17 protein-coding genes, 1 tRNA gene and 4 pseudogenes are annotated in these 21,665 nt (G+C 68.7%); 10 read left to right on the forward strand and 12 right to left on the reverse strand.

Annotation, left to right across the window (positions count from 1 at the left end):
* Position 1: 1 nt before the first annotated feature.
* The 6 genes and pseudogenes from metG to ACQ86J_RS00330 form a co-directional block, all read right to left on the reverse strand.
* Positions 2 to 1,570 carry a methionine--tRNA ligase gene (gene metG, locus ACQ86J_RS00305; protein ID WP_431269560.1) on the reverse strand — a complete coding sequence of 523 codons (1,569 nt, stop codon included), beginning with the start codon at positions 1,568 to 1,570 and terminating at the stop codon, positions 2 to 4.
* Positions 1,571 to 1,581: 11 nt separating this feature from the next.
* Positions 1,582 to 2,604: a DNA polymerase III subunit delta' gene (locus tag ACQ86J_RS00310; RefSeq protein ID WP_431269561.1), complete on the reverse strand. Its 1,023-nt coding sequence runs from the start codon at positions 2,602 to 2,604 to the stop codon at positions 1,582 to 1,584.
* A gap of 52 nt (positions 2,605 to 2,656) precedes the next feature.
* A complete protein-coding gene (locus ACQ86J_RS00315) occupies positions 2,657 to 2,815 on the reverse strand; it encodes a hypothetical protein (RefSeq protein WP_431269562.1) in 159 nt (52 codons plus the stop codon).
* A 210-nt stretch (positions 2,816 to 3,025) separates the two neighbouring features.
* The gene (tmk, locus tag ACQ86J_RS00320) at positions 3,026 to 3,643 is read right to left on the reverse strand and encodes a dTMP kinase (protein WP_431272691.1); all 618 of its coding nucleotides are present in this window, start codon (positions 3,641 to 3,643) and stop codon (positions 3,026 to 3,028) included.
* A 465-nt stretch (positions 3,644 to 4,108) separates the two neighbouring features.
* Positions 4,109 to 4,975, reverse strand: a pseudogene (locus ACQ86J_RS00325) (D-alanyl-D-alanine carboxypeptidase family protein); the annotation flags it as partial.
* Complete coding sequence (locus ACQ86J_RS00330) at positions 4,972 to 6,840, reverse strand: lytic murein transglycosylase (RefSeq protein WP_431269563.1); 1,869 nt, start codon at positions 6,838 to 6,840, stop codon at positions 4,972 to 4,974. The gene ACQ86J_RS00330 and the pseudogene ACQ86J_RS00325, both read right to left, overlap by 4 nt.
* Before the next feature lie 123 nt (positions 6,841 to 6,963).
* On the opposite strand from ACQ86J_RS00330, the gene ACQ86J_RS00335 reads away from it, so the two are divergent.
* From ACQ86J_RS00335 to ACQ86J_RS00380, 10 genes and pseudogenes are all read left to right on the forward strand, one after another.
* On the forward strand, positions 6,964 to 8,370 hold the full coding sequence (locus ACQ86J_RS00335) for an MmgE/PrpD family protein (protein ID WP_431269564.1): 1,407 nt from the start codon (positions 6,964 to 6,966) through the stop codon (positions 8,368 to 8,370).
* A 74-nt stretch (positions 8,371 to 8,444) separates the two neighbouring features.
* Positions 8,445 to 8,534: transfer RNA gene (locus ACQ86J_RS00340), tRNA-Ser, on the forward strand.
* A 1,195-nt stretch (positions 8,535 to 9,729) separates the two neighbouring features.
* Entirely contained in the window at positions 9,730 to 10,074 is a 345-nt protein-coding gene (locus tag ACQ86J_RS00345) for a methyltransferase domain-containing protein (RefSeq protein ID WP_431269565.1), read from the forward strand.
* Positions 10,046 to 11,425, forward strand: coding sequence for a hypothetical protein (locus ACQ86J_RS00350; RefSeq protein ID WP_431269566.1), 1,380 nt, complete (start codon positions 10,046 to 10,048; stop codon positions 11,423 to 11,425). Before ACQ86J_RS00345 ends, ACQ86J_RS00350 begins: the two co-directional genes overlap by 29 nt.
* Complete coding sequence (locus ACQ86J_RS00355; protein WP_431269567.1) at positions 11,409 to 11,855, forward strand: GGDEF domain-containing protein; 447 nt, start codon at positions 11,409 to 11,411, stop codon at positions 11,853 to 11,855. Before ACQ86J_RS00350 ends, ACQ86J_RS00355 begins: the two co-directional genes overlap by 17 nt.
* A gap of 187 nt (positions 11,856 to 12,042) precedes the next feature.
* Positions 12,043 to 13,053 (forward strand): FkbM family methyltransferase, encoded by a 1,011-nt coding sequence (locus ACQ86J_RS00360; RefSeq protein ID WP_431269568.1) that lies wholly within the window; start codon positions 12,043 to 12,045, stop codon positions 13,051 to 13,053.
* A pseudogene (locus ACQ86J_RS00365) lies at positions 12,941 to 13,297 on the forward strand (hypothetical protein); the annotation flags it as partial. The gene ACQ86J_RS00360 and the pseudogene ACQ86J_RS00365, both read left to right, overlap by 113 nt.
* Positions 13,298 to 13,515: 218 nt before the next feature.
* On the forward strand, positions 13,516 to 14,169 hold the full coding sequence (locus ACQ86J_RS00370; protein ID WP_431269569.1) for an FkbM family methyltransferase: 654 nt from the start codon (positions 13,516 to 13,518) through the stop codon (positions 14,167 to 14,169).
* Positions 14,129 to 14,371, forward strand: coding sequence for a hypothetical protein (locus ACQ86J_RS00375; protein ID WP_431269570.1), 243 nt, complete (start codon positions 14,129 to 14,131; stop codon positions 14,369 to 14,371). Before ACQ86J_RS00370 ends, ACQ86J_RS00375 begins: the two co-directional genes overlap by 41 nt.
* A gap of 42 nt (positions 14,372 to 14,413) precedes the next feature.
* Positions 14,414 to 15,072, forward strand: a pseudogene (locus ACQ86J_RS00380) (DsbA family oxidoreductase).
* 10 nt (positions 15,073 to 15,082) lie between these two features.
* On the opposite strand, the gene ACQ86J_RS00385 reads toward ACQ86J_RS00380, so the two are convergent.
* The 6 genes and pseudogenes from ACQ86J_RS00385 to ACQ86J_RS00410 all read right to left on the reverse strand — a co-directional run bounded on the left by ACQ86J_RS00385 (position 15,083) and on the right by ACQ86J_RS00410 (position 21,620).
* A complete protein-coding gene (locus tag ACQ86J_RS00385; protein ID WP_431269571.1) occupies positions 15,083 to 15,478 on the reverse strand; it encodes a hypothetical protein in 396 nt (131 codons plus the stop codon).
* Entirely contained in the window at positions 15,475 to 16,551 is a 1,077-nt protein-coding gene (locus ACQ86J_RS00390; protein ID WP_431269572.1) for a hypothetical protein, read from the reverse strand. Before ACQ86J_RS00390 ends, ACQ86J_RS00385 begins: the two co-directional genes overlap by 4 nt.
* A 73-nt stretch (positions 16,552 to 16,624) precedes the next feature.
* Complete coding sequence (locus ACQ86J_RS00395; RefSeq protein WP_431269573.1) at positions 16,625 to 16,909, reverse strand: hypothetical protein; 285 nt, start codon at positions 16,907 to 16,909, stop codon at positions 16,625 to 16,627.
* A gap of 193 nt (positions 16,910 to 17,102) precedes the next feature.
* On the reverse strand, positions 17,103 to 17,738 hold the full coding sequence (locus ACQ86J_RS00400; protein WP_431269574.1) for an acyltransferase family protein: 636 nt from the start codon (positions 17,736 to 17,738) through the stop codon (positions 17,103 to 17,105).
* A gap of 81 nt (positions 17,739 to 17,819) precedes the next feature.
* Positions 17,820 to 21,318 (reverse strand): annotated as a pseudogene (mfd, locus tag ACQ86J_RS00405) (transcription-repair coupling factor).
* Positions 21,315 to 21,620 carry a succinate dehydrogenase assembly factor 2 gene (locus tag ACQ86J_RS00410; protein WP_431269575.1) on the reverse strand — a complete coding sequence of 102 codons (306 nt, stop codon included), beginning with the start codon at positions 21,618 to 21,620 and terminating at the stop codon, positions 21,315 to 21,317. Before ACQ86J_RS00410 ends, mfd begins: the two are co-directional and overlap by 4 nt.
* Between the last annotated feature and the right edge of the window lie 45 nt (positions 21,621 to 21,665).

Genomic DNA, 21,665 nt, shown 5'->3' on the forward strand with positions numbered 1-21,665 from the left:
CTCAGGCCGCGTCCTCGATCTTGCGGAAGAGCGGCGCCGGCGGCGGCAGCGGGATGCCCCCGGGCAGCGGAGTCGAGAGGTCTTCGAGCCTCCTCGCCTGCTCCGGCACGCCGAGCTGGTCGAGCAAGGCGGCCATGCTGCCGGGCATGAAGGGCTGCAGGATGGTGGCGTAGAGGCGGAGCGCGTCATGCAGGTGGCGCAGCACCGCCGCCATCCGTTCCTGATCTGTCTTCTTCAGCGCCCATGGCTGCTGGATGGTGATGTACTCGTTGGCCTCCCGGATGGACGCGAAGATAACGGACAAGGCGCCGTCAGATTTCTGCTGGTCCAACAGCGTACCCACGGTCTCGGGCAGGTGCCGGGAGCCTTTGACAAACTCGGAATCGGCGCCGGCAACAGCGGCAGGCGCCGGCAGGCGCGCGTCGCAGTTCCGCTGGATCAGCGACAGCGTCCGGTTTGCCAGGTTGCCAAGGGTATTCGCCAGCTCGCCGTTGTTCCGGCTCATCAGCGCGGATCTGGAGAAGTCGCCGTCATTGCCGAAGGGCACCTCGCGCAGCAGGAAGTAGCGCAGCGGGTCGAGCCCGTACTGTTCTACCAGCGCCAGCGGGTCGATCGCATTGCCGAGGGACTTCGACATCTTCTGCCCCTCGATCGTCCACCAGCCATGCGCGAAGACGCGCTTCGCCGGCTTCAGGCCGGCGGCCAGCAGGAAGGCCGGCCAGTAGATGGTGTGGAAGCGGACGATGTCCTTGCCGACAAAATGCACGTCGGCCGGCCAGAACTGCCACCGCTCGGCGCTCGTGTCGGGGTAGCCGAGCGCGGTGATGTAGTTGGTCAGGGCATCGAGCCAGACATACATCACATGCGCTTCGTCGCCCGGCACCTTCACGCCCCAGGTGAAGGAGGTGCGCGAGATCGAGAGGTCGAGCTTCGGCGAGCCGGCGCCGAATTCCTTCAGGCCGGCCTCGATGAAGCCCCTCACCTCGTTCCGACGGCTGTCCGGGGCGATGTCGATGCGGTCGGGATCGCCGGCGGGCAGCTCGTAGCGCCGCAGCAATTCGGGCAGCCACTTCGACAGCCGGAAGAAGTAGGACGGCTCCTTCACCCAGGCGACCGGGGCGCCGGAGGGCGCGTATTTCACCCCGTCGCGCTCCACGAGTTCATCCGGCCCGTAGAAAGCCTCGTCGCGGACCGCGTACCAGCCCTCGTAATGGCCGAGATAGATCTCGTCGCGGCGGACCAGCTCCTCCCACAGCGCCTGGCAGGCGGCCTTGTGGCGCGGCTCGGTCGTGCGGATGAAGTCGTCATGGGAATAGCCCATGCGCTCGGCCAGCAGGCGGAAGCTCTGGCTCACCCGGTCGGTGAAGGATTGCGGGTCCATCCCTGCATCCTGCGCCGCCTTCTCCACCTTCTGGCCGTGCTCGTCGGTGCCGGTCAGGAAGAAGACCTCGTGCCCCTCCAGCCGCTTCCAGCGCGCCAGCACGTCGGTCGCCAGCGAGGTATAGGCGTGGCCGATATGCGGCTTGTCATTCACGTAGTAGATCGGCGTCGTGTAGTAGAAGCGTGACATCGCTGGGTCTTTCAGCGGATCGGCAGCCAGCCGAGGCCGGTCAGCACCGCCTGCTTGCGGTCGAGGTTCAGTCGCTCGGTCTCGTCGGCCAGGCGGCCGAGCTTGTCCCACAGGGTCGACCAGTCGGCAAGCGAACGCCCGCCGATCCAGGGTGGGGCGTCGCCCCCTCGCCCCGCCTCGCGCACCCCGGCGGCGATCGCCCGGCGCAGCAGGGTCAGGAACAGCGTCAGCGCCGCGGCGTCGCGCTTGCCGGCGATGGCATCGGCCATGACATGGGCGCGGCGCGGGTCGGGCCGCGGCAGCTCGGCCAGCGCCGCCTCGACCATGCCCTGCAGGGCCAGCCCCTCGCCTTCCGCCAGCGCCAGCGCCTGGCCGGGGCAGCCATCGGCGATGCCGGCCAGGCCGAGCCGGTCCGGCCCCGACATCTCGGGCAGCCACTGCGTCAGCAGCCGGTGCATCACCGGTTGCGCCAACGGGAACAGGTCGAGCCGGCGGCAGCGGCTGCGGATCGTCGGCAGCAGCCGGTCCGGCGCGCTGGTCACCAGCAGCTGCACGGTGCGGGGCGGCGGCTCCTCCAGCGTCTTCAACAGGATGTTGGGGACCACGGCGCGGTCGACCCGCTCAAGCTCCTCGACCACCAGGGCGCGCCAGCCGCCCTCGGCCGCGGTCATCGCCATGAAGCGCAGCGCCCCGCGCGCCTCCTCGGCCCGCAGGACCTCCTTGGTGCCGCCCCTGCTGCCGAGGCTGGGGGCTAGGGTGAAGAGGTCGGCATGCGCGCCGGAGGCGACGCGGCGGAAGGCGGGATGGTCCTCCGCGACCTCGAGCGGCGGCCGGCCCGAGACCGGCGGCGGCATGCCGGCCAGCAGGAAGCGGGCGAAGCGATAGGCCAGCGTCGCCTTGCCGACGCCGGGCGGGCCGGCGATCAGCCAGGCATGGTGCAGCTTGCCGGAGCGCGCCGCTTCTTCGAGCGTGCGGGCGGCATCGTCATGGCCGACCAGGTCGGGATTGGCGCGGGGTTCGGGCGGCAGGCTCACGCCTCGGGGTGTAGGCGAAAAGACGGCGGGCGGGAACGGGACCGTGCCGGGATCAGCTCCTTCGGGCGGTGGTGCCGGTGCCCTGGGACCGCTCCAGGGCGCGCCGCGCGCGGTCGCGTCGCTCGTCGACCGGCACCGGTGTCGAGACACCCCCGCGGACCGTCAGTGCCAGGGGCAGCGACACCGCCAGGAGTTCGAGGTTGAGGTTCACCCGAGCCTCCGCAGCACCCGGTGCGCCGCGAGAAAGGACAAAGGCAAGTGCCAGCCTGTATCAGGCATCGGCCAGGAGATCCGCCACCGCGAAGCGGGAGGGAGCAGCATGAAGCCGGCCAGCGGCAGGATCATCCCGGCATTGAGCGCCGCGGCCAGGCGCGGTCGATCGCATTCGCCCGGACCTTCACCTGCTCGGCCCCGCCCGGGGTCACGCCCCCAGCCGCGCCCGCACGATCCGCAGGATCTCGGCTGCCACCCCTTCCGGCGCCGCGGTCGCGTCCACCACCGCGCAGCGGGCCGGCTCGGCGGCGGCGATGGCGCGGAAGCCGTCGCGGACGCGCGCGTGGAAATCCGGGTCCAGCGCCTCGTAGCGATTGGTCTCGCCGCGGGCGGCGGCCCGGGCCAGCCCCTCGGCCGGGCCGATATCGAGCACCAGGGTCAGGTCCGGCGCGAGGCCTTCCAGCGCCACGGCGGCCAGTGCGTCGAAGACGCCGCGCGGCACGCCCTGGCCATAGACCTGGTAGGCCATGGTGCTGTCGGCGAAGCGGTCGGAGATCACCCAGGCGCCGGACTCCAGCGCCGGCAGGATGGTCCGCACCACGTGCTCCCGCCGTGCCGCGAAGTGCAGCATGCATTCGGCGACGCCGTCCCACGGCCCCTGCCCCAGCAGCACGCCGCGGATCGCCTCGGCGCCCGCGGCGCCGCCCGGCTCCCGCGTCCGCACCACGCGGTGCCCGGCGGCGAGCAGCGCCGCCTCCAGCAGCCGCGCCTGGGTGGACTTGCCCGCCCCCTCGCCGCCTTCCAGCGTGATGAAGCGGCCGCGCATCCTCAGCTTCCGGCGAACCAGGAGCCGATGACTGCCGGGATGCGCGGCAGCAGGCCGAGCCGGTCGACATCCGCGCCGGCCAGCAACGGCAGCTCGAGGTTCGGCACGCCCTGGCCGGAGACCAGCAGCTTGCCGAGCTCCTGGCCCTTCAGCACCGGCGCCTCGACCGGCGTGGCATATTGCAGCCTGGCCTGCAGCTTGTTGCGCCAGCTGCGCGGCAGGGTCACCACCATGTCCTTGCCGCCGACCAGGGGGACCGTGCGGCTGCTGCCGAGATGCACCGGAATTCTCCTCGACCACGTCGGCGGCCTTGAAGAGCACCACGTTCTCGAACTCGCGGAAGCCCCATTCCAGCAGCCGCTCGCTCTCCTCGGCCCGCGCCTTCATGGTCGGCAGGCCGTTGAAGACGAGGATGAGGCGGCGGTCGCCGCGCTTGGCGCTGGCGGTGAGGCCGTAGCCGGCCTCCTCGGTATGCCCGGTCTTGAGGCCGTCGGCGCCCGGCACGCGGGCCAGGGCCGGGTTGCGGTTGTCCTGGCTGATGTTGTTCCAGGTGAAGCTGCGCTCGTTGTAGACCTTGTAGTATTCGGGGAAGTCGGCGATCAGCCGGACCGCCAGCCGGGCCAGGTCACGGCAGGTCATGCGGTGCTCGGGGTCGGGCCAGCCGGTGGCGTTGCGGAAGCTGCTGTCGGTCAGGCCGATCTCCTTGGCCTTCTGGTTCAGCAGCTCGGCGAATTGCTGCTCGGACCCGCTGATCGCCTCGGCGAAGACCACGCAGGCATCGTTGCCGGACTGCACGATGACGCCGCGCATCAGGGCCTCGACCGGCACCTGGTTGCCGATCTGGACGAACATCTTGCTGCCGCCCATGCGCCATGCGCGCTCGCTGACCGGCAATTCCTGGTCGAGTTTCAGTCGGCCCTTCTTCAGCATGTCGAAGACGACATACATCGTCATCAGCTTCGACATCGAGGACGGCGGCATCCGCTCGTCGGCATTCTTCTCCAGCAGGACGGCGCCGGTGTCGTAGTCGATGACCAGGGCCTGGCGGGCGATGGTGTCGATCGGGCCGAGCGGCGTGCTGGCCGGGGAGCCGGGCGGCGGCGCGGGCGTGCGGCCGGCATTGCGCCCGGCCGCCGGCGGGCGCTGCTGCGCCAGGGCCGGCAGCGGCAAGGTGCCGGCGGCGAGCGTCGCCGCGGCGGGAAGCAGGACGGCGCGGCGGGAGGCGCCCTTGGGCTCGGCGCGGGACGACATGACGGGCAGGACTCCGGCGGGCTGGGTGCGCTTCGAATACGCGGTTTGCCTGGGCCAACTCAAGCGGTTGTCAGCGCTCATTCTACCAGCAGCTTAACTTCCGGCAGGCCGGCCGCCAGGACCGCGGCGACCGCCCGGTCGGCGGCGGCGGCATCCGCATAGGGGCCGAGCCGGACGCGGTATTGCGGCATGCGGCCCGCGCCGAAGGGCTCCACCCGGGCACCGACCCGCTGGGCCTGGCGCTGCGCCAGGTCGCGGCGGAAGAAAGTCCCGGCTTCCAGGTAGAGCCGGCCGGGCGTGGCGGGGCGCTGCGCCAGCGTCTCGGGCAGCGGGTCGGGCGGCAAGGCGTCGGCCGCATCGGCCACCGTCGCCGCCGGCCGGGACCGCGGCGCCTCCCGCAGCCGCACCGCCTGCTGGGCGCCGGGCAGCGGGGCCAGGGTCTCGCGCTCGACCGCCGCAACCGGTGCCGCCTCGACCTGCGCGCCGCCGCGCTCGGTGGTCGGCAGGGCGCGGGCCAGCGCGCGGCTCGGCCCGTCCTCCACGGCGACCCGCACCTGGGCGGTGCCGCCGGGCGGGATGCCGAGCAGCTCGGCGGCGCGGGCCGAGAGCCCGATCACCCGGCCGGGCTGCGCCGGGCCGCGGTCGTTGACCCGGACCTGCAGCTCAAGCCCGGTCTCGAGGTTGCGGACGGTGACGAGTGCCGGCAGCTGCAGGGTGCGGTGGGCACCCTGCAGCCGGCCGGGGTCGAAGATCTCGCCATTCACGGTGCGGCGGCCGGCGCGCCGGTCAGGCAGCACGGCCGCGAGGCCGGTCTCGGTGCGGCCGAACTCCTCCTTCGGGTAGGACCAGATCCCGCCGAGGCTGTAAGGCTCGCCCAGCATGTAGCGGGCCTCCGGCTTCGGTCCCGGCGCCCGGGTGCAGGCCGCGACGGCGAGCATGGCGGCCATGGCCGCCCGGCCGCGCCACCTCATCCGAAGCGGTCGGAGAGCAGGCCAACGGCCAGGCCGTAGTCCACCGGGCTGTTGTAGCGGCGGATGACCCGAAGGTTGTGGTGGCCGAGGAAGACCTGGCCCGAGCCGCGGTTGGGCAGCACCACGGCCGCCTCCAGCTCCGAAGCTCGGCAGCGGCCCGCCATCCTCCGCCCGGAAGCCGAGCCGCGACCACTCGCGCAGGGAGCGCTTGGTCTCGGTATCCACCGCGTCGATGCTCAGGCCGGCCGGCAGCCGCACCGCACGCCCCCAGGGCTCGCCTTCGCTCCAGCCGGATCTTTGGAAGTAGTGGCCGATGGAGGCGAGCGCGTCGGCCCGGCTGTCCCAGATATCGCGGCGGCCGTCGCCGTCGAAGTCGACCGCCATGCGCTCGAAATTCGTCGGCATGGATTGCGGCTGGCCCATCGCCCCCGCCCAGCTTCCGGTCATCCGCGCCGGGCTGACATGGCCGCCATCCAGCACCCGCAGCGCGGCGATCAGTTCCTTGCGGAAGAACTCGGCGCGGCGGCCCTCCCAGGCGAGGGTCGCCAGGGCCTCCATAACCCCGAAGCCGCCGGTATTGCCGCCGAAGTTGGTCTCGACGCCCCAGATGGCGACGATCACCCGGCCGGAGACGCGGTAACGGGTCTCGATCGCCTGCAACAGGGACCGGTTCTCGGCGTAGTTGCGCTGGCCGTTCTGCACCCGGGTCGGGTTGACCATGATGCGGTCGCGGTACTCCTCCCAGCTCAGGAAGCCCTCGGCCTGGCGGCGGTCCAGCTCGATGACCCGCTGGTTGGGCCTGAGGCCGGCGAAGGCGCGCTGCAGCGTGGCGGCTGATACGCCGCCGCGCCGCGCCTCGGCGCGGACGCCCTCGAGAAAGGCGTCGAAGCCGCCCTGGGCCTGGGCAGGGAGAATGAGGGCGGGAGCGGCGGCAACTGCCGCGACTCCGCCGAGGATGGTGCGCCGTGCAAGCATGGGGCGGAGCAGTGGCATGCAGGCCGTGCCACTGCAACGTGAATGGCGGGCCGGTGCGGCCGTCATCTCTTGGCCGGGCGACCGACGCATCCTAGGATCGGGCCAATCCTTGGGAGCACGTCCATGCCCGCCGTCACCGCCGAGCTTGCCGCCTATTGCGCCAGCCTCGACTTCGCCGCCCTGCCGCCCGAGGTGCAGGAGCGCACCCGCTTCCTGGTGCTCGACCTGGTCGGCAACATCGTCCGTGGCCGGCACGACGCCGAAAGCACGCCGGCGCTGCTGGCCGCGGCACGGGCTCTGGGCCTGGCGGCCGGCGGCTCGGCGGTGCTGGGTGACAGTGCGCGCTACACCCCGGCGGGTGCGGCCTTCCTGAACGGCGCGCTGGCCCATTCCCTGGACTTCGACGATACTCACGCGGCCGGCACGCTGCATCCGGGCGCGCCGGTGATCCCGGCCGCGCTGGCCGCGGCCGAGATGGTCGGCGCCAGCGGCCGCACCGTGCTCTCGGCGATCGTCGCCGGCTACGAGGTGACCTGCCGCCTGGCGGTTGCCCTGCCCGGCGGCGACCACTACGACCGCGGCTACCACCCGACCGCCACCTGCGGGGCCTTCGGCGCGGCCGCCGCCGCCGCGCGGGTCTTCGGGCTGGACGCGAAGGGGATGCAGGACGCCTTCGGCATCGCGCTCTCCACCGCGGCCGGCAGCCTGCAGTTCCTGGCCAATGGCGCCTGGACCAAGCGCTTCCAGGTGGGCTGGAGCGCGATGAACGGCCTGGCCTCGGCCACGCTGGCGCGCGAGGGGTTCCGCGGCGCGGCGGAGGCCTTCGAGGGCAAGGCCGGGTTCCTCCGCGCCTATGCGCCGAACCCGATCCCGGAGCGCGCGCTGCAGGGGCTCGGCACCGAGTTCGAGCTGATGCAGACGGCGGTGAAGCCCTACCCGTCCTGCCGCTACGGCCATGCCGGGGTCGATGCGGCGATCGCGCTGCGGACCGAGCTCGGCCTGAAGCCGGAGGAGATCGAGAGCGTCACCATGGGCCTGCCGAACAAGGGCATGCTGCTGGTCGGCGCGCCGCTGGCCTACAAGCAGAACCCGCAGAACGTGGTTGACGGCCAGTTCAGCGGGCCCTTCGTGGTCAGCTGCGGCTTGGCCTTCGGCCATATGGGCTGGGACAGCTACGCCCATCTGCAGGACCCGCAGGTGCGCGCCCTGCTGCCGAAGGTGAACTGCGTGGAAGACCCGGAGGTCCAGGCGCTGTTCCCGACCTACATGGCAGGCAAGCTGACGATCCGTGCCCGCGGCCAGGACCATGTCCGGCTGGTGAAGGTGGCCAAGGGCGAGCCGGAGAATTTCCTGACCGAGGCTGAGCTTGCGCGTCAAGTTCCACGGCTTGGCCGATGCGGTGCTGGGTGCCGAGCGGGCGGCACAACTGGCCGATGCGGTGATCAACCTGGAACGCGCGGCAGACGTGAACGGGCTGATGCGGCTGGGCGCGCCGATGATGGCAGCGCGGCTGGCGGGCGAATAGTCTAGGGACCGCGGTGCCCGGGGAAGGCAGCGGGGAGGCTGCCACTCCGGGCGGATATCGGCTAACAGGCGCGGGTCGGGGATGGGTGGCCGAGCGGTCTATGGCACCGGTCTTGAAAACCGGCGCAGGTGCGAGCCTGCCGTGGGTTCAGATCCCACCCCATCCGCCACAAACCAATGTCTCTAGCGGCATAGGCTATCAACCCGACCACGTTTCCCCGCTTGCTACTCCATTCGGAGCGCCTGACCATCCACCAGGCCAGCAAACGGAAACGGTCGGCTGCAGCGCGGCAGACCTTCAGCCTGTTCGGCATTTTCGCCTTTGAGCACTCTCCCTGGCACGCGCTCCTGCACCCGACGCAACTCGTCAAAATTTCCCCAATAAATTTCGGCATAAATCTAAGTAAAAGCAATCACGAATTTCATTCCTGACATCAGTGAGGGCGACACATGTGAAGGTCAGGCGGCGAAAATGAGAACTTTGGGGCGAATGGTGAGGATGAAATTTTTGACTACCGCGGATTATTCCTGCGAGTCCGCGCGTCACGGCTCGGGAGAGGGAGCACATTGGCTGACATCAATGCAAACAATATCGCCACCGAGAGGTTGGACGCTAATATAATATCGGGCGGTTATTGCATTCATACATTGTACGAGGGCTTGGGCTCCAGTCTCTCAAGTTTCGCCGAAAGCTGGCATTCGGCTAACTAATCCTTAGATAAGCCGATCAGCTCGCGGAGGATGAAGCGACGACGTGCTTGGAGATTTAGCGGCAACGATACGTTATTTGGACAACGAGGCGACAATACGTTCTAGCGAATGCGGGCATCGACCCGCTCGTTGGCGGGCAGAACGCGGCATTTCCCAGCCTAAGCGCGATTTTGGCATGAAGGACGATCCAGAACACGGGATGGAGCACTGACGAACAACGTATTCACCGCGCGGCTGCGGTGCAGCGTGAAGAACCAGAGCATCGACATGCATGCCTTGGAGACCACTTCGGAAACCTGGGCAAAGTCGTTCAAGTGGACCGGCCGCTACAACGCCGGGTGCCGACACGGCGCGTTGCCGGCTCGGACTTCAGACAAAGCTCATGGAGCTAACGAGGTTGGAAGGTCGGCGGTCTGACGACAACCAGGACCGAGCTCATCCAGGCCGTCGAACGCCTCGACGGACGGGAAACGCCCCATGCACACACAGGGGGCCAACGTCCATGTTCTTGATGGAGCGTCGGGACGTCCGTTCCGCGTTGTCAAACGTCGGCGAGACCGGCATTCGCCAGCGCGAAAGCAGGTCGGGCAGCTACGTGCCCATGATATGCAGTGTGTAATGCAATGGTGTTGAATAGGTCTAAGAGGCCCTACGATGGATGAGATTTCCGCCAAAGTCCGTCAGATGTACGATCAATTTCCATACCCGTCGCCGCGCGCGCACGGCCGCGATTTGCGAGAGCTTCTAAACTTGTTGACCCTGTTCTCCATGGAAACCAAGTACGATTTCCGAAACAGGGCAGTCCTCGACGCCGGAACCGGAACGGGCCACCGATTGATCAAAGCGGCGGCGCGCCTCCGACAGACCCGATTCACCGCGATCGACATCAGCGAGAAACCTCTGTCGATCGCACGTCAGGTCTGCCAACAGGAGGGCCTCGACAATATCGAGTTCAGAGTCGCAGAATCTCATGGAAGACGAACGCCTGGGCGATTTTGACGTCATCCTTTCCATGGGCGTTCTACATCACCTTTCTTCACCGGCACGCGGCCTCCGCAACTTGGTCCGCAACTTGACAGATGACGGGATGATTTTTCTGTATGTTTATGGTCGGCATGGCGGCCAGGAGCGGATGCGCAGGAAGCAAATTGTCTCGATCCTGAACGGCGACGAGCCTGATTTTCACCGAGGCATCTCGCTGGTTAAAGATCTGGGTTTCGACAGCTTCGAGTACGGCTGGAACCTCAATTTTGAGGATGATGCCTCGCGTGATGCCCTGATCGTTGATGCTTATTTGAACGTGAATGAGACATTGTTCGATTTCGACGGGCTTTTGGCGCTTCTCAGGGACTCCGGTCTGTCTGGTTTCATGACATACGGGCTAACGCTCAACGACAAGGGCGTCCTATTCGACACGCGGGTTGTTGGGAACCTGCCGGGACAGGCGACTGATGTCGCCGCGTTTCTACCGACCCCTTTGCTGCGCCAATCCTATGAGAAGCTCGATCTTACCGACAAGTGCCGCCTGATGGATCTGTGGTTCAGGCCAAATGGGTACACGGTGGTGGGCTTTAAGAACCACTCCCGCGTCCCGATCGAGAGCGTGGAGCGGTTCGCGGCGAATGCGATCTTGTTTGATCGAGATTTGAGTTGGTTCGACCATGCGGTCAGGTTTCGGTCGAAGTTGAAGGCCGGCAGGACGCTGCGTGCTTCGGCGATGTCGACGACGTCTGCCGCGACCTTCCAACCCTGTTGCGGTTTAGTCGGCGGTAGCGGGCGTCAGGCTTCATGTCGGGATGCAGCGCCGCCGCTACGTGCCATGCCGAGAGCATGCCCATGGTGTCCGCCTCGCCATCCTCGCCGCGTTGCCGGGTCGCCCCCTACCCGATCGACTTCCCCAACTTTGGCTACGGAAAGCGCCCTACGCGCCCTGCCGCGCGGCAGCAGGCCGCCCGGCGGGCAGGTCGTCGGCGGGCCCGACCGAGTCTCCACCCACGGCTGCGGCATCGGCCCGATGCGGCAGCGGGAGGTGCTGGACCGGCGCACCGAACCCGCCCGCAGCCCGCAACACCGGCGTGCCATCCTGGCCGGGCCGCTGTCGGGCGAGGATGGATTTGTCCTTCCGCGGGAATCAGTGCAGCGGACTGCAACTCACGCGCCATCTCAACCAGGATCAAGATCTTCCTTTCCACACCAGCACGCGACGCTTAATCATCCGGCAATCCGGGCGCGCTTCATGCGCCAGAGGAACAGTCTGGATCACAGGAATGATGATCGATCGGAACCGGCGCGATCAACGCGACCCGCTGACCGGCACCGCGACGCAACTGGCGATGCAGCGCTTCCTTGAGGCCGCGCTCGATCTGTCCGAGCCGCAGGGGCCCCGTGTCGCCCTGCTCGCCATTGGCGTCGACGGGCTCGGCGCCCTGGCCAACCGGCATGGGCCGGAGGTCGCTGATGCGGCGCTGCTTGGCATCGCCGACCGCCTGCGCAACGGGCTGCGCGCGCACGACCTCGTCGGGCGGCTGCCGGAAGGCTTCTGCATCTGCATTCCCGAAGCCCTGACCGCACAGGCCCGCGGCACCGCCGAACGGCTGCAGCGGTTGCTTGAGACGACACCGCTGGAGACGCCGCAGGGGCCGGTCGCGCTACGCTGCAGCCTCGGCCTGGCGCTCGGCCATGGGCCGGGTAGCTCCGCGGACAAGCTGATGCTGCGCGCCCGGGCTGCCCTGGCCGCAGCCCAGGAAGCCGGCGGCAGCCGGATCATCACAGACCTGTAACCCTGGTGTCTCCGGCCGGGGCTGGAGGCCGGCAGCCCAGTCGTGTTCCCGGCCCACCCAGGGTCGGGTAGGCTGACGCGGATTCGCCCTCCGCCGGGGTTTCTGCTACCGCTCGGCGCGCCAAGCGAGCAGCGTGTCGACCCTCCGTGCGATGCCGCCTGCCGTAGCCGATGGGACAAGCTGGGGCATGGAGCCGTTATCCCCGAACCTCGCCGCGCTTCTCGGCCATGCCGAGGCCTATGAGGACATCATCCTCCGTCTGAGCCGCAGCTTGCTGGAGCCAGGCGACATCGCCATCGACGGCGGTGCCGGGCGCGGGCGCAATTCCTTCGCCATGGCCGCCGCGGTCGGCGCCGAGGGGCGCGTCCTGGCCTGCGAGCCGATCGCCTGGCTGGCCGAGAGGCTGGGGATCGAGGCCGAGCGGCGCAGCCTGCCGCAGCTTGCGGTGCGCGCCGTCGCCCTGGCCGCCGCGCCGGGCGAGGCGGGCTTCCACTGGGTGCGGAATGCCGATGCCTATAGCGGCCTGCAGCCCCGCAGCTACCCGGTCGAGCCGGACACCGCCCTTACCCCGGTCACCTGCACCACCATCGACGCCTTGCTGGCCGGCGAGACCCGGCGTTGGCGTTTTGCCAAGCTCGACCTGCAGGGCGGCAAGCTGCCGGCGCTGCGTGGCGCCGCCGCCGCCATCGCGGCACACCGCCCGGTGCTGGTGTTGCAGAATGCCCGTGCCGCCGCGGCGGCGGCCTATGGCTACGATGCCGCCAGCTTCTTCGGCTTCTTCGCCGGGCTCGGCTACCGGGTGCTCGACCTCTTTGGTCGGTCCTTCGGCCGCGCCGATTGGGACCGCACGGATATCCCCTGGTACGCCATCGCCGTCCCGGCCGACTCCTCGGCCGAGGTCGCGCTGCGCAGCGTGCTGGGCCGCATCCTGGCCGAGGCGGCGCATCGCGCCACCGATCCGGGCATTGCCGAGCTGGAGCCCTGGCTGGCGCAGCGAGCCTGCCAGCGACGACCTGGATACTCACCGGCGCCGCTACCTCGAGACCTGGAAGCGGGCCGCTGCAGCGCTGATGCCAGCGCAGGAGGTGATCGAGCTCGGCGCCGCCTCGGCCCTCGGCAGCTTCCTCGACCAGCGGCGTGGCGTCCTGCTCCGCACCATCGAGAGCGACCTGCGCTTCCCCTATGCCGCGCTCGATGAATCGGCCGACGCGATCCTCGCCCTCGAGGTGCTGCAGCACCTGAACGACGCGCATGCCCCAGGTTCCTCCCCGGGCGAGGTCTGGACCTTCCTGCAGACCGGCGCCACCAACCTGCTGCGCGAAAGCTTCCGGATTTTGCGCCCGGGCGGCAGCCTGGTGCTGACCACGCCCAACATCACCTCGGTCAGATCGATCGGTCATCTGCTGCGCCGCCGGCACGCCTTCAACTACCCGCCGCATGTGCGCGAGTACGCCCCGGCCGATGTCGTCGCCATGGCCGAGGCCGCCGGCTTCGTGGTGCAGGCGGCCGAGACCTTCCGTGCCTGGTACCCGCCGGTCGACATCGATCGCGCGGCACTGGCTGAAGGGCTGAGCGCGCTCGGCTTCGACATGACGGACCGCGAGGATGACGCCTACTTCCTGCTCCGCAAGCCCGGCCCAGGGATCCCGGCCGGGATGCGGTGGCCTCCGTCGGCCGCCGCCGCGCCCCTGCCCCCGCCGCTGCTTTGGCGCGGCCGCCGCTGCCGCCGGTCCGCCTCTCGGCGACCGAGGCCATCGAGACGGCGCGGCTGTTCGCGCTGCAGGAAAGCCACAACCTGTTCGAGGACATCATCGCCGGACTCTACAGCGCGGTGCTGCGGCCGGGTGACCTGGCGGTCGATGCCGGGGCAGATCACGGGCTGCACAGCTACCCGATGGCGGCCCGGGTCGGCCCGACCGGGCGGCTGCTGGCGATCGAGCCGATCCCGGTACTGGCCGAAGCGCTGCGCGCCGGCGCCGCCGAACGCGGGCTGCCGCAGTTGGAGCTCAAGCAGGTCGCGTTGTCGGATTGCGAGGGCCAGGCGGAGTTCCACTGGATCCGCAATGCCGACGGCTACAGCGGCCTGCAGGCGCGCGACTACCCCTTCCAGCCCGACGAGGAGAAGCTGGTGGTCCGCACCGTCCGGCTGGATGGGCTGCTGGAGGGTGCCGTGCATCCCTGGCGCTTCATCAAGCTCGACCTGGAAGGCGGCGAGTTCCGGGCCCTGCAGGGCGCCGAGGCGGCCCTGGCGCGGGCGCACCCGGTGATCGTCTTTGAGATCGCGGCAGGAGGCAGCCCGCGCCTATGGCTATGATCGCTACGAGTATTTCAGCTTCTTCAACGGGCTCGGCTACCGGCTGTTCGACCTGTTCGGCCGGCCGTTTCGGCTGGAGAGCTGGGACGACCTGGGCCATCCCTGGTACTTCATCGGGGTTGCCGCGGACGGACCGGACGAGGCGATGGTCACGGCCGGCATGCCGGGGATCATCGCGGAGGCGCTCGGGCGGCTGCCGTAAGACGCTTGGCCGAAGGCGCCCGCCGCAGGCTAGGATAGGCGCGTGAACATCCTTGCCCCGCCCCGTGCCCGCCTGCCGATCGAGGTCGTCTTCGACCTGGTCTGCCCCTGGTGCTTTCTCGGCATCCGGCGGCTGCGACGGATGCTGCGAAGTCGACCGGACGTGGCGGCGGAGCTGATCTGGCGGCCCTTCCTGCTGAACCCGGACCTCGCGCCGCAGGGGTGCCGCGGCAGGAATACCTGGTGCGGAAATTCGGTGGCGAGGAACGCGCCCGCCGCCTGCACGGCACCATCGCCGAACTCGGCCGGGCGGAGGGGCTGGACTTCCGCTTCGACCGCATCCGCCGTGTGCCGCATTCGTTGGATGCCCACCGGCTTGTCCGCTGGGCCGGGCGGTTCGGCTTGGCCGATGCCATGGTGGAGGCGGTGTTCGAAGCCTATTTCATGGAGGGCGCCGATATCGGCGATGCCGCGGTGCTCGCGTCGATCGCCGGCCGGCTGGGGTTGGAGGCGCCGGCAGCGCGCCGATTCCTGGCTACGGTGGCGGAGGTGGAGGCGGTGCATGCCGACAACCTCCGGGCGCACCGGCTGGGGATCAATGGCGTGCCCTGCTTCGTGGTGGCGGGGCGGCACGCGATTGCCGGGGCGCAGGAGCCGGAGGTGCTGGAGCGGCTGCTGGACGTGGCACTGGTGGAATATTAGCGGTGTCCCCCTAGGTCCCACCTCCACCCTTTCCAAAACTCCTATAATGGATTAGCGCCTCCCGCACGAAATCATCCACAGGGATGCTGTACGATTCGCCGCCGATGCCGGCCCAGTCGTAAGCAAACTCTCCAGCGACCGAGGCTGCCGCCCTGGCGACACCACGAGAAATCGATTTTGCGGAAGGAAACATCGCCAACTGGTGGGTGAAATGGTCTTCAAGGCCCGGATGGCTGTAGAAGACCCCCGGGATGTCCGCAAGGAAGCCGATAAACGCCGCTGTTCCACCCGGGGCTGCAAAGAAATCATAGTTGCGGATCGCTGCCACCTTACGGGCCAAGTCGAAGCCGGACAGGTGCGTGATGCGCGCCGTCGGACCAAGCTCAGCCTGCCAATATCCAATCACCTTTTTTCGCGCTCTACAATCGGTTCGTAGTAATCCATCATTTCTCTTGTCAATGATTCGAATATCGTTCCGGTCATGCCATTGACGGCCACGCATAATCTCAGGTTGGCGTTCTGTAGCTTTTTGAAAAGCTGCAAGAAGGCATCAACCTGCTCGATCCAAACTCGCTTCTCGAATTCAAGAGACACGAATATCTTGACCGTCGCAGGATCCCGGTCGTGGAGTTTCGGACCCACGACTGGTGCGATGTATTCTTTCAGGAAAAGTGATGTCTTGTGGGCAGCGGCCCGGGACGGATCGGGTAGGTAGAACGCTTCGGCCACGGATTCCCCGAGGCGAAGCGCTTCCGCACGTGGGTCGGCCTCTCGACCCATGTAGAAGATAACGGACTGTCGCCTTTTGATGGCAGGGAAGATGGCAGGATCGAAGAACGCCGTCGTCTTATGCTGATACAGGCGCAGATTTTGATGGGGCTGAATCACCTCAAGCGCTTGGCCTATTTGGGATATCGTGGCGCTTTGATCCAAGGGACGAGCGTTGCTGAGCAACATCCTGACGACCGGTGTGCGTCCCGAGGCACGCGCGTGAAAGCCCGCCTCTATATCGGCGATTATCTCAGCAACTGTTTTCGATTTCGTTGAGCCTTCACCAACATGTCCTCCGGTTGTTTTCAGATCTCCATTTTTATTTCCTAAAATAAACAAAATTCCATCGTACCGCCCGTCACAGACAAGCCACTGACCATCGATCATGACTATGTGCAGGCGAACATTCCACAAATGTGGATCATTTCGTCTGAAATGAGCGATATCGGAATACGACGCCTTGCCGAGAAACTCAGCGACGGCAGCCGATCCGTCCGTGGCGTCATGACTCTGCATGAGGTAGGCGCATGAAAGATGCCTGAAACACTCCCAGTATCTTGCCTGCTGCTCCTCATCCGTTAATGTAAGCAGGCAAGCCGCACAAAGGATAGGTGCGGCCTGGACTGGCCCACCATTCCTGGCGCCGGCTTCGGCGTCGAAAAGAAGTGTTACAACATCGGCTTGGGCTTCAGGGCCAATAGATGGCATCTTCTTTCCGCGTTCATTGAAGATCAGTTCACCGGAGCGGCTATCCTAGCTTCGTCCAAGCGAAGCACGTAAATCATTGCCTGGCGCTCCCCATCCCCACCAGCAGCCGCGGTACCCGCCACGGCCAGACCAGCCAACGATACGCCAGTAGCGACACCACCGTGGCTCCTGCCGCGATCACCAGCACCGCCACCGGCGCCGCCCAGCCCAGCGGCAGCACCAGCAGGCCGAGCGCCAGCACCGGTACATGGTGCAGCACGTAGACCGGCATCGTCGCCTCCCCAAGCCAAGCCATGGCCTTGCCCTCCCGCGGCGGGTGCCGCCCGGCATAGCCCAGCGCCGCCCCGGTCGCCCCCAAGCACAGAGCCCGACACCGATCCGCCCGGCGACCGAAGGCCCGCACCAGACTACCAGCGCCAGCCCGGCCAGGCCCAGCGCCAGCAACCCCGGCGCCTCGGCCCGCAGCCGCGCTTCCAGCCCCGGCCAGGCCGCCAGCACCCCGCCGAGCGCGAAGAGAGTGGCGAAATACAGCAGGTTGGCCCAGTCCTGCGTCAGGTTCGGCAGGAAAGGCCAATAGCCCCCGTCCCCGCCACCAGCCCCGCCAGCAGCAGGGCTGGCGCGTAGCCCCAGGCCCGGCCCGGCATCGCCTCCGCCGGCACCCGCCGCGCCAGCCAGCGCAGCAGCGGCAGCAGCGCCAGCGAGATCAGGAACAGGTAGGCCAGGAACCAAAGATGCGACCAAGTCATCAGGTTCAGCCGGGTGAGGTAGCGCGGCAGAAATTCGAGGAAGCCGTAATTGGGCGGCGCCACCAGCCGGAAGCCGCCAATCCGCAGGTCGCGGCCCTGCCCCAGCTCGATCCACTTGATCACAGGACCCAGCAGCAGGATGCCGGCGACCAGCGGCAGCAGGACGCGAGCCAACCGGTCCCGTACATAGCGCCCGGCCGGCCGCCGCCGCAGCGAGGCCACGGCCGACCAGCCGGCCAGGGTGAAGAAGATGGCCAGGGTGGCGATCCGCATCGCCTCATAGGCAACCGTCGCCAGCCCCCAGGGCGCCGCGCTCTTGACGTGGTAGCGCGGCTCGGCGGCGAAGATCAGCAGGGCATGGGCGAGGATGACCGCGCCGCAGACCAGGATGCGGAGCAGGTCGAGATCGGTGCGGCGGGCGGCTGGCAGGTCAGCGGACATGCCCGGGGAATGCCGCCGGCCGGCGCCGCGCCGCTAGTGCAAGACGAACACAGGCCGGAATAAACGACCTGTGAGCGAAAATCAGGCTGCCTTCGCCGGCCCTGCCACCTTCACCAGCGCCACCAGCAGGTCCTTGGCCACCCGCACCCGCTGCGGCAGCTCCATCTCCCGCAGCAGGGCGAGCTTGTGGTCCGGGCGCAGCTTCACCAAGCCCTTCTGCGCCGCCACCCAGTTGACCAGCCCGCCCGGGTTGCGGAACTGGTTCCGGAAGAAGCTCAGCACCACGCCCTTCGGCCCGGCATCCACCTTCTCCACCCCGGCGCCGCGGCAGGGCGCCTTGATGGCGACCACCTGCAGCAGGTTCTCGACCTCGGCCGGCAACGGGCCGAAGCGGTCAGCCAGCTCGGCCGCCATGGCGTCGATCTCCGCCTCGGTCTGCAGCGCGCCGATGCGGCGATAGAGGCCGAGCCGGACCGGCAGGTCGCGGACATAGTCCTCCGGGATCAGCACCGGCAGGCCGAGGTTGATGTTCGGCGTCCATGCACCGGCATAGTCGGCCTCGGACTTCTTCTTGCCGTGCTGGCCGGATTTGATCTCGTTGACCGCATCCTCCAGCATCTGCTGGTACAGCTCGATGCCGACCTCGCGGATATGGCCGGACTGCTCGTCGCCCAGCAGGTTGCCGGCGCCGCGGATGTCGAGGTCGTGGCTGGCCAGGGTGAAGCCGGCGCCGAGGTTGTCGAGCGTCTGCATCACCTCCAGCCGCTTCTGCGCCGCAGCACTCAGCCGGTGGCTGGCCGGCCAGGTCAGGTAGGCGTAGCCGCGCTGCTTGCCGCGGCCGACCCGCCCGCGCAGCTGGTAGAGCTGGGCCAGGCCGAACATGTCGGCACGGTGGATGATCAGCGTGTTCACCGCCGGCATGTCGAGGCCCGACTCGACGATGTTGGTGGACAGCAGGATGTCGTGCTTGCCGTCACCGAACTCGGTCATCACCTTCTCAAGGTGGGTCGGCGCGAGCTGGCCATGCGCCTCGACGATGCGGGCATCGGGCACGATCTCGCGCAGCCGGGCCGAGACCTTCTCCATGTCCTCGAGGCGGGGGACGACGCAGAAGACCTGGCCGCCGCGGAATCGCTCGCGCTGGATCGCCTCCCGCAGCACCACGCCGTCCCAGGGCATGATGAAGGTCCGCACCGCAAGCCGGTCGACCGGCGGCGTGGCGATGATGCTCATCTCGCGGACGCCGGTCAGCGCCAGCTGCAGGGTGCGCGGGATCGGCGTCGCGGTCAGGGTCAGGACGTGGACGTCGGTCTTCAGCGCCTTCAGCCGCTCCTTGTGGGCGACGCCGAAATGCTGCTCCTCGTCGACGATGACCAGGCCGAGGTCGGCGAACTCGACGCCCTTGGCCAGCAGCGCATGGGTGCCGACGACGATGTTGATCGAGCCGTCCTTCAGCCCCTCCCGCACCTTCGCCGCGTCCTTGGCCGTCACCATCCGCGACAGCTGGGCCACGGTGACGGGCATCCCGGCGAACCGGGCGGTGAAGGTGCGGGTATGCTGGCGGGCGAGCAGCGTGGTCGGCACCACCACCGCGACCTGCGCCCCCGACATCGCCACGACGAAGGCGGCGCGCAGCGCGACCTCGGTCTTGCCGAAGCCGACATCGCCGCAGACCAGCCGGTCCATCGGCCTTCCGGCCGCCAGATCCTCCAGCACGTCGGCGATGGCGCGCTGCTGGTCCTCGGTCTCGGCGAAGGGGAAGCGGCTGCAGAACTCGTCCCAGACGCCCTCCGGCGGGGTCGCCAGCGTGCCCTCCCGCGTCGCCCGCTCGGCGGCGATGCGGATGAGCTGGCCGGCCATGTCCTGGATGCGCTGCTTGGCGCGGGCCTTGCGCGACTGCCAGGACGACCCGCCGAGCTTGTCGAGCGCGACGCCTTGGCCCTCCGAGCCGAAGCGCGACAGCACCTCGATATTCTCGACCGGGAGAAACAGCTTGTCGCCGCCGTCGTAGATCAGCCTGAGGCAGTCATGCGCCGCGCCGCTGACCTGCAGCGTCTCGAGGCCGTCGTAGCGGCCGATGCCGTGGTCCTGGTGCACCACCAGGTCGCCCTGCTCGATGCCCGTCGCATCGGCGATGAACTGGTCGGCCCGCTTGCGGCGGCGCGGCGGCCGGGCGATGCGCTCGCCCAGCAGGTCCTGCTCGCCGACGACCGAGAGCCCAAACTTCGTGCCGGTGGCGCTGGCCGGCGCCAGGAAGCCGCGTTCCAGCCCGAGCACCGCCAGCGCGACGACGCCCTTCGGCAGGCCGGCAATGCCGGAGACGTCGTCCACCGGCTGCGCCGCGACGCCGTTCTCCCGCAGCAGGTTTGCCAGCCGCTCGCGCGAACCGCGGGTCCAGGCGGCGACCACCGGCCGCCTGCCCTGCCCGACCATCGCCTGGGCATGCTCGGCATAGGCGGTGAAGACGTTCTGCCCGGCGGCGCGGGCCTCGGTGAAGAGCCGCCCCGGTCGCCCCCGGCCTCGATCCCCTCGGCGCCGTCCGGCTGGCCGAAGGGGAGAAGCGGAACAGCGGCCCGCCGGCCAGCATGCGGTCCCAGCCGGCGCGCGTCAGGTACAGCCCGCCGGGCGGCGCCGGCCGGTAGGGCACCTCGCCCTCCGAGGTGCGGACCGGGACGCGCCGGGCCTGGTAGTGGTCCTCCACCATCTCGAGCCGCGCCGTCAGCACGTCCTCCGCCTGGTGGTCGAGGCTGACCGAGGCACCGGGGAGGTAGTCGAGCAGGGTCTCCATCCGCTCATGGAACAGCCCGGCCCAGTGCTCCATGCCCGGATGCTTCCGCCCAGCGCTGACCGAGACGTAGAGCGGGTCCTCCGCCGCGGCATTGCCGAAGAGCTCGCGATAGGCAGTGCGGAAGCGGGCGATCGAGGCTTCGTCGAGGAAGACCTCCCCGACCGGCCGCAGCCAGAGCTCGGCCAGCGCCTCGCCGCTGCGCTGGGTGCCGGTGTCGAAGCGTCTGAGGCTCTCTATCTCGTCGCCGAAGAGGTCCAGCCGCACCGGGTCCGGCTCGCCCGAGGGATAGAGGTCGATGATGCCGCCGCGGACCGCGTATTCGCCCGGCTCCATCACCGTGCCGGTGCGGCCATAGCCGTTGGCCTCGAGGAAGGCGGTCAGCGCCTCCGGCCGCACCCGGCCGCCCTTGCGGAGCAGCATGGTGGCGCCGAGGAAAACCTCGCGCGGCGGCACCTTCTGCACCAGGGCGTTCACGGTCGTCACGACGATCCGCGGCCGGGTGCCGGGCTCGAGCAGCCGGGTCAGGGTGGAGACGCGCTCGGCCACGATCTCCGGGTTGGGGGAGACCCGGTCATAGGGCAGGCAGTCCCAGGCCGGGAAGCGCAGCACCTCGACATCCGGGGCGAAGAAGCCGATCGCCTCGACCATGCGGGCGGTGCGGGCATCGTCGCGGCAGACATGCAGGACCGGCGCCTCGGTTTCCGCCCGGCGGCGGGCCAGCAGCAGCGCGTCGAAGCCCTCCGGCGCGCCATGCACCAGCAGGCCTTGGGTCCGGTCCTGCACCTCGCTCATCGCGGCCGCAGTTCCGCGGGCAGGCCGGCGCCGCTGTCGGCGCATTCGACCGCCATGCGGTCCAGCATCGGCGTCCGGCATTCCGGCGGGATGGGCCGGCGGCCGCTCAGCCAGTCGGCCAGGTCAACATCCGGGTATTCCAGCACCGCCTCGAGCTCGTCCAGCTCGGCCGGGGTGAAGCTGGCGATATTGGTGGCCACGAAGCGGCCTATCATCAGGTCGGCCTCCTTGGTGCCGCGATGATGCGCGCGGAAGACCAGGCGGCGGCGGCGGGGATCGAGGATGTCTGTATCGGGGGGCATGTCGTCACTGAGCACGGGGGCTGGCATATAGGCGCGCATGGGAAT

The sequence above is a fragment of the Dankookia sp. P2 genome (assembly GCF_050632255.1).
Classification (GTDB): Bacteria; Pseudomonadota; Alphaproteobacteria; order Acetobacterales; family Acetobacteraceae; genus Paracraurococcus.